The following is a 6474-nucleotide window of genomic DNA, read 5'->3' as shown; positions in this document are numbered from 1 at the left end:
GCCTCACGGATCGTCCACGCATGCTTCTTCGGGAGCTTCGCCACAAACCGTTCAATAGCCTTCAGCGATGCGAAGCTACAGCCGGTTTCGCGGGCGGTGGTGCGTGCACGTTCTTGCCGGCGGGGGTTGTTGGTGCGCCCATAGTAGATGCCCGCAAGTTTGTGGATGGTATGGGCGGTTGTCTTATCGTAGCCTGTCCGGACGAGTGCTTTTTTGGACATGCCAAACGCCTCCCCGGCGATCACCATCGCCTGCGACAGGAGGGAAGCACAATCCGTTAAAGCGGTCATGCCACACACAATAAAGCGCGTAGGGGAGGCTGCAAAGGAAGCGTCAAAAAACTGTGGATAACTCGGGAGGCGCGCTGAAAGTTTTCCACAGGCCGGGGCGCGCGTTAGAGAACCACGTTTGCGAAGGCGAGGCGGCCGCCGCCGGCGATGACCTCGAGGGCGCAGCCGTCGTGAAGGATCTGGGGGTCGGGGTCCACGCCTTCAGGGAGCTGGGCCTTTTGGGGGCCGACGGAGAGGGTGCGGGTTTGCGCGTCCCAACGGACCAGGGGGTGTTCGTGTTGGGGCTCGACAGGGCTGATGAACTCCTGGTAGAGCTCGCCGCCGGAGAGGTAGACCCGGCGCGGGAGGGTGAGGCAGTGCAGCCAGCCCTCGGCCTTCAGGGTGGTGTCGGGGTCCTTGCCAGGCAGGCCCATCCAGCCGAGCATGAGGGCCTCGCCGTCGCGCTCGATAAGTTGCGGGGCGTAGAAATCGGAGCCGTGGTCAACAAGCTGGATCTTGTCGGTGGTGAAGGTGAGGCCGTCGAGCTTGCCGACGGCCCACACGCACTCATCCCGGTCCTCGTACTGTGGGCACCACACGATGAGGTCGTACCATTGGTTGTCGGCGGCGTCGCGAAGCCGGATGAGGTTGGGGCACTCGTACATGTAGGCGTCATCTTCCACGTCGACGAAGTCGACGTGACCCTGGAAGGTCCAATTTTCCAGGTCCGGGGAGGTGTAGATGACGATCGCGCCCTTGTTGTCCTCGGTGCGGGCGCCGAGGGCCATGCGGTAGGTGCCGTCGGCAAGGCGGACGATCTGGGGGTCGCGGTAGTCGTTGGTGTAGCCGGGGGCGGGACCGTCGATGAGCGGATTGGCGGGGTCGCGGCGGTAGTAGCCGCCGGCGGGGCCGTCGATGTCCTCCACGAAGACGCGGTTCTGCGTGGCGTGGCGGACGCCGTCCTCCTTCACGTTGCCGGTATAAAACAGCTGGACGTCACCTGTTTCCGTGACTACCGCACCGCCTGAGTAGACGCCGTTTTTGTCGTAGGGGGCATCCGGGTAGAGGGCATCGGGGTAATGGCGCAAGAGGTGATCTTTGAGGATCGCGTGCCCCCAGCCAGTCCTCTTGGGACCGATACCAAAGGCGGGGTCGTGCTGGTAGAAAACGTGGAGGGAGCCGTCGACAAGCGTAAGACCGTTAGGGTCGTTGAGACGTCCGGTAGGAGGAGTGAGGTGGAAACGCGGGCGGTAGGGCATGACCCCAGTGTACGGTGAAGGCATGATCACCGTGTATGGCGAAGGCCTGATCGATCTCGTCCCCTCCTCTGCGGAGAAGCTCGCGCCGCTCGTGCCGTCGCTGGGCGGCGGGCCGTTCAACGTCGCTCGGGCGTGCGGTCGGCTCGGCTGTGACACGCGGTTCGTTTCTCGCTTGTCGACGGACGGGTTCGGGCAAAACCTCGTCGACGCGCTTGCTGGCGCAGGCGTTGATACGTCGCAGGTTTTGCGCGGGCACGAACCCACGACTCTGGCTGTTACGTCCTTGGCGGAAGACGGCTCCGCGTCCTACCAGTTTTACACCGACGGCACCGCCGACCGCTTCGCTGAACCCGTCGCGGCGACCTCGGGATATGCGTGCTTCGGCACGGTTTCTTTGAGTTTAGAGCCCGCAGCGAGCAGGTACGCGGCGGCCTGCGCGTCTTGCGCCGCGAACGGCGTTGTCGTGTGCCTTGATCCGAACATCCGTCCCAACTACAACACGCCCACCCACCGGGAATTCCTCGGCACGATGCTCCCCCACGTCACCGTGCTCAAAATGAGCGATGACGAGGAGGAATTCATGGGCAACGTGTCCGAGGTGCCCGTCGTCATCACGACGCTCGGCGGATTCGGCATCCGCGTGCGCGCGCCTTTTGGCACGTTAGAGGTGGCGGCGCCGCAGGTGGACGTTTCCGACACCATCGGTGCAGGTGACACGGTTATGGCGGCGCTCATGGCCGAGTTTGAGCGGCTCGGGCTGGACCGGGACGGGATCCTGGGGCTGGGCGAGGACGAGTGGCGGCCCATTTTGGAGTTCGCCGCCACCGCCGCCGCCATCACCGTCACCCGGGTCGGTGCGGACACTCCGACGCGGGATGAAGTGGAGGCCGGGGTTTAGGGGGCTTTTCGTGGCGACCTGGGGTTTCTGCACGGTGTACTCCGGGGAACAAGCAAAAGGTAGCGCTTTATGAGGTGGCAGGTTTGGCCACCTGGGGAGGGCCTCCGGCCCGCAAAAAGGGTGGCCGAATCCGTCTAGGTTTTGTCATCGATGCTGCGGGAGAGGCCGAGTGGCATACATCTCCTCAGGCCACACCCGGGAACGCTAACGCAACAATTACCCCAAAAACCGAACTAATTACGCAGTTAAGGGACCCAGCTTGGAGCCTCTGCCGCTGGGCGAGCCTAGGAATGCAGGGAAAATGAAGCTGAAAACGCTCGTGTACTACTCCCAGGCGTGGAATTTGGTGTGTGGAGCCGACGAGGCGGGTGATGCGGAGCGTGATTATGCGTACCAGTGCCCCGTGGAGCCGGTGAGAAAGACCTGGCCATCGACAATTTTGCCGGGCGCGGGATCTGCATCCGCCGGCATGCCGAGGGTAATGGGGAAACCACAGTCGATCTCCACCTTGAACCAATCCTTGCCGGTCAGGGCGTTGGTGACGCGCTCCACCTCGCCGCACTCCGCGTTGAGGACGGCAATCGGGTTGGCGCGGTCGATGGCCTGAGGGTTGCTCGCGAGCTCGAAAAGCCAGGGGCTGGCGATGAAGCCGGGGCCGAGGTAGACGGGCTGGCCGTCGGCGTCGACAGGCTCCTGGGTAGCGCGCCAGTCCTCCACCGTGTCGAACACCTGCATCTCCACGGCCAGCGCACCAATGCGGTACTCGGCAGCGGGCAGGAACGGATCCTCGCCCGTCGGATCGGGGTAGACCGCCGGATCATCCACCGCGACGAGGACCTTGCCGGTCACCTCCTCGCCCTCGTTGACCACCTGCACCTCGGCAAGGCCCGGGGTGAGCTGGCGGACAAGCGCGCGGTTAGTCTGGGTCGCGCGGATGGAGAAGAGCTCGAGGCCGACGTCCTCCGTGGACACCGCGTAACCGATGTTCGCGCCGGACGGATCCGGGCAAATGCCCCACTGCGTGAGGCCGTTGACGGGGCGCGCGCTCAGATCCATGGCGAGGACATCCACGCCGGAGACCAGCTCAAAGTCTGCGTCGCGGTCCGGGAGGAGGCCGATGGATTCCAGAAAGTTTTCTGCCATAGAGATATTGTGTCATATGCGCTGGGGTATACTGTGACCATCAAGCCGAAGAGGCAAATAGGCTCTGACCCCAGTTTTTTAGCTGGGGCTATCTTTTTGTTGCTGATATGCGAAACGTGCCCGGGTAAAACCGGGCACGTTTCTACATGGGCCACCACGCCCAGAAAGGAACGCGCGGGGCGTATGTGGTTCTCAGGCACCACCCTGGAACCCACCCCACGCGCTATAAACACCATGATTACCCACCACCATAGAAGGTAACCACCGCAGCTAGCATAGCCTACTTCGATAAAAACGGCAAACGGTGGGTTACGCAGTGACTTCGTCGATAAGGTTGCGGAGCTGGTCTACCTCTTCGCCCGTGAGTGAGAGGTAAGGTTCGCGTGTGCCGGTGAACATGTCGGAACCGGTGCGCAGGCGAACGGCAGTTTTAATGGTGTGGATGAAATTATCGCCAACGGCGTAGAGACGCATGAAGCCGGAGATGCGGGAAGCGAAGGCGAGGGCCCCAGCGTAGTCGCCGGATTCATAGGCCTCGTGCATCGCGACGAAGATCTCGGGGACGATGTTGGTGAGGCCCGAGATGACGCCCGCGCCGCCGGCGATGCGGTTGGAAACGTAGTACTCGTCGAAGCCAGAGAAGATCGAGAGTTTGTCGCCCACCGCGTGGATAAGGGTGCGGTTGTGGGCGATGGAATCGATCGTGTCCTTGACTCCGATGATGTTGGGGTTGGCCTTCGCTAGCTTTTCGACGATCCCCGCGTTCAGGTCGCTCCCCGTGCGATCGGGGAAGTTGTAAAGAATGATCGGGGACTCCGTGGAGCCGGCGACCTTGGCGAAGTACTCAATGGCGAAATCGGGGCTCGGGCCGAAGTAGAAGGGGCTGACGATGACAGTGGCATTAGCTCCCCTGGCATGGGTGAAGTTAGTCAGGTCGATGACCTCGCGGACATCGTTGCCACCGGTGCCGACGAGGAGGGCCGTGCGGCCGGCGACGTGATCGCAGGCCCAGGCGATGGCGGTCTTCTCTTCCTCGGCGGGGATCGAGTAGAGCTCACCGATGGAGCCGAAGATGAGGATACCGTGAATGCCGGCGTTCATGAGGCGGTCGAGGTGGTCGCCCCAAGCGCCGTAATCGATGGCGCCGTCTTTATTCATAGGCGTAATCGACGGGGAGATTGTTCCCTTCAGCATGAAGAGGTCCTTTCAAGGTTGTAGACGCGGACCGCGTTTTCAGTAAAGACGAGGGGGGAATCCTCGAAGGTCTCACGAAGGAGCGCGAGGTTTTCGCGGACCCCGGAATAGGTCAGGACGACTGGCCAGTTGGAGCTGTACAGTAACCGGCTCCACGGGAAGACGGATGCGATAAACTGCAGGACGTCCCGGCCTTCCGGTGCGGGCAGGCCCGAGAGCTTGCAGTACGGCACCTTCCTCCTCGCACTGTTCGTGCTCGCCGGTGGTCTCTCCATCGTGGAGACCTCCGCGAACCTGTTCGTCATGTCCCTGGGACCTGAGCACAACGCCACCCGCCGCCTCAACTTCGCGCAGGCGTTCAACCCGATCGGCTCCAACCTCGGCGTTCTCATGGCGACCCTGTTCGTCGCCCCGCACATCACCGAAGCCATTGACAAGCAGGGCATGAGTGAGGCCGAAGTCCTCGCCCAGACCTCCAGTGAGCTGGAAAAGGTGATGATTCCCTACATCATCCTCGGCGTGTTCTACGCAGCTCTCGCCCTGTCCATCTTCCTGGTGAAGATCCCCAAGAACAAGCGCATGGAGGAAACCGACTACACCGGTGTGGAAAAGGGTGTTGTTGGCCGCCTGTGGAACAACAAGACGTACCGCTTCGGCGTCATCGCCCAGTTTTTCAACATCGCCGCACAGACCTGCATCTGGACGTTCATCCCCTTCTACATCCAGTACACGCTCGGCGCATCCAATGAAACCGCCGGCTGGTGGCTGCAAATTTCCCTCCTGTTCTTCCTCGTTATGCGGTTTGTCATGGTGTGGCTCATGGGCAAGTACGACGGTCGCACCCTTCTCACCTTCATGTGTGGACTCGGCATGGTGCTCACCCTCATCGGCATCCTCTCCGGCTCCATCTTCGGCGCACTGTGCATCGCCGCCCTATCCGGCTGCATCTCTCTCCTTTTCCCCACCATCTACGGCATCGCCCTGACCGGTGTGGGCAAAGACACGAAGTTCGCATCCTCCGGGCTGGTCATGGCCATCGACGGCGGTGCCATCGCCCCGCTTATCCAGGGGCACCTGCAGGACATCACCAACCCACAGATCGGCTTCTGCTTCGTCCTCGTCTGCTTCGCCGCCGTCGGCTCCTACGGCCTCTACGCCCTCAAGCACGGCATCGTCGCTTCGAAGGAGGCATAAGCCAATGCTTCGCGGCATCTCCCCTCTTCTCTCCCCCGACCTGCTCAAGGACCTGGCGGAGATGGGCCACGGCGATGAGATCGTCTTCACCGACGCGCACTACCCGCAGTCCGGCTGTGCCGACCGCGTCCTGCGCGCCGACGGCCTCGGCATCCCCGCCCTGCTCAAGGCCACCCTTGAGCTCATGCCCCTCGACCAGTACAACGACTGGCAGTACGGCCTTATGGAGACCGTCGGCGACGACCCGACGCCCACCATCTGGCCCGAGTACAAGAAAATCACCCAGGCCGTCTACCCCGGCGCGACACCCAAGATGTTTGAGCGCTTCGCCTTCTATGAGCACGCCGCCAACGCCTACGTCACCGTCATCACCGGTGAGACCGCCCAGTACGGCAACATCATCCTAAAGAAGGGAGTGCTTAAGGACTAACACCTCCGGTCCTCCGGACCGCTTCCCTTAAAGCTCGATGCCTCACGCTTGTCGACGCCCCACCGCCCCGCCACTCACCGTGGTGCC

The 6474-nt window shown here is 62.4% G+C and carries 7 protein-coding genes and 1 pseudogene; 3 read left to right on the top strand and 5 right to left on the bottom strand.

Features of this window, described 5'->3' with window-relative positions; all coding sequences use genetic code 11:
• Together HMPREF3044_RS05570 and HMPREF3044_RS05565 are read right to left on the bottom strand one after the other, a co-directional pair.
• Nucleotides 1-290 (bottom strand): annotated as a pseudogene (locus HMPREF3044_RS05570) (HNH endonuclease); the annotation flags it as partial.
• Nucleotides 291-394: 104 nt separating this feature from the next.
• On the bottom strand, nucleotides 395-1528 hold the full coding sequence (locus HMPREF3044_RS05565; RefSeq protein WP_005392979.1) for a glycoside hydrolase family 32 protein: 1134 nt from the start codon (nucleotides 1526-1528) through the stop codon (nucleotides 395-397).
• On the opposite strand from HMPREF3044_RS05565, the gene HMPREF3044_RS05560 reads away from it, so the two are divergent.
• A complete protein-coding gene (locus tag HMPREF3044_RS05560) occupies nucleotides 1527-2426 on the top strand; it encodes a carbohydrate kinase family protein (RefSeq protein ID WP_070739834.1) in 900 nt (299 codons plus the stop codon). The genes HMPREF3044_RS05565 and HMPREF3044_RS05560 overlap by 2 nt on opposite strands.
• Nucleotides 2427-2810: 384 nt before the next feature.
• Here the strand turns inward: HMPREF3044_RS05560 and HMPREF3044_RS05555 are convergent, their stop codons facing one another.
• The 3 genes from HMPREF3044_RS05555 to HMPREF3044_RS13620 all read right to left on the bottom strand — a co-directional run bounded on the left by HMPREF3044_RS05555 (nucleotide 2811) and on the right by HMPREF3044_RS13620 (nucleotide 5038).
• Nucleotides 2811-3569 (bottom strand): hypothetical protein, encoded by a 759-nt coding sequence (locus HMPREF3044_RS05555; RefSeq protein WP_070739831.1) that lies wholly within the window; start codon nucleotides 3567-3569, stop codon nucleotides 2811-2813.
• A 309-nt stretch (nucleotides 3570-3878) separates the two neighbouring features.
• Nucleotides 3879-4763: a dihydrodipicolinate synthase family protein gene (locus HMPREF3044_RS05550; RefSeq protein WP_070739828.1), complete on the bottom strand. Its 885-nt coding sequence runs from the start codon at nucleotides 4761-4763 to the stop codon at nucleotides 3879-3881.
• The gene (locus HMPREF3044_RS13620) at nucleotides 4757-5038 is read right to left on the bottom strand and encodes an amidohydrolase family protein (RefSeq protein ID WP_371326113.1); all 282 of its coding nucleotides are present in this window, start codon (nucleotides 5036-5038) and stop codon (nucleotides 4757-4759) included. Before HMPREF3044_RS13620 ends, HMPREF3044_RS05550 begins: the two co-directional genes overlap by 7 nt.
• Here HMPREF3044_RS13620 and HMPREF3044_RS05545 point away from each other — a divergent pair.
• The gene (locus tag HMPREF3044_RS05545; protein WP_246820906.1) at nucleotides 4983-5957 is read left to right on the top strand and encodes an MFS transporter; all 975 of its coding nucleotides are present in this window, start codon (nucleotides 4983-4985) and stop codon (nucleotides 5955-5957) included. The genes HMPREF3044_RS13620 and HMPREF3044_RS05545 overlap by 56 nt on opposite strands.
• A 4-nt stretch (nucleotides 5958-5961) precedes the next feature.
• Nucleotides 5962-6387, top strand: a complete 426-nt coding sequence (locus HMPREF3044_RS05540) for an RbsD/FucU family protein (protein ID WP_070739825.1) — start codon at nucleotides 5962-5964, stop codon at nucleotides 6385-6387.
• Nucleotides 6388-6474: the final 87 nt, after the last annotated feature.

Source organism: Corynebacterium sp. HMSC073D01, assembly GCF_001815555.1.
GTDB classification, from domain to species: Bacteria; Actinomycetota; Actinomycetes; order Mycobacteriales; family Mycobacteriaceae; genus Corynebacterium; species Corynebacterium glucuronolyticum.
Note: the sequence above shows the minus strand (reverse complement) of the source record. Positions and strands in the feature narration are given on the sequence as shown.

Excerpts from the sequence above, each read along its gene's own strand:
- HMPREF3044_RS05560 (WP_070739834.1), top strand. The coding sequence starts at position 1,527 with ATGACCCCAGTGTACGGTGAAGGCATGATCACCGTGTATGGCGAAGGC.
- HMPREF3044_RS05565 (WP_005392979.1), bottom strand. The coding sequence starts at position 1,528 with ATGCCCTACCGCCCGCGTTTCCACCTCACTCCTCCTACCGGACGTCTC.
- HMPREF3044_RS05555 (WP_070739831.1), bottom strand. The coding sequence starts at position 3,569 with ATGGCAGAAAACTTTCTGGAATCCATCGGCCTCCTCCCGGACCGCGAC.
- HMPREF3044_RS05550 (WP_070739828.1), bottom strand. The coding sequence starts at position 4,763 with ATGCTGAAGGGAACAATCTCCCCGTCGATTACGCCTATGAATAAAGAC.
- HMPREF3044_RS13620 (WP_371326113.1), bottom strand. The coding sequence starts at position 5,038 with ATGGAGAGACCACCGGCGAGCACGAACAGTGCGAGGAGGAAGGTGCCG.
- HMPREF3044_RS05540 (WP_070739825.1), top strand. The coding sequence starts at position 5,962 with ATGCTTCGCGGCATCTCCCCTCTTCTCTCCCCCGACCTGCTCAAGGAC.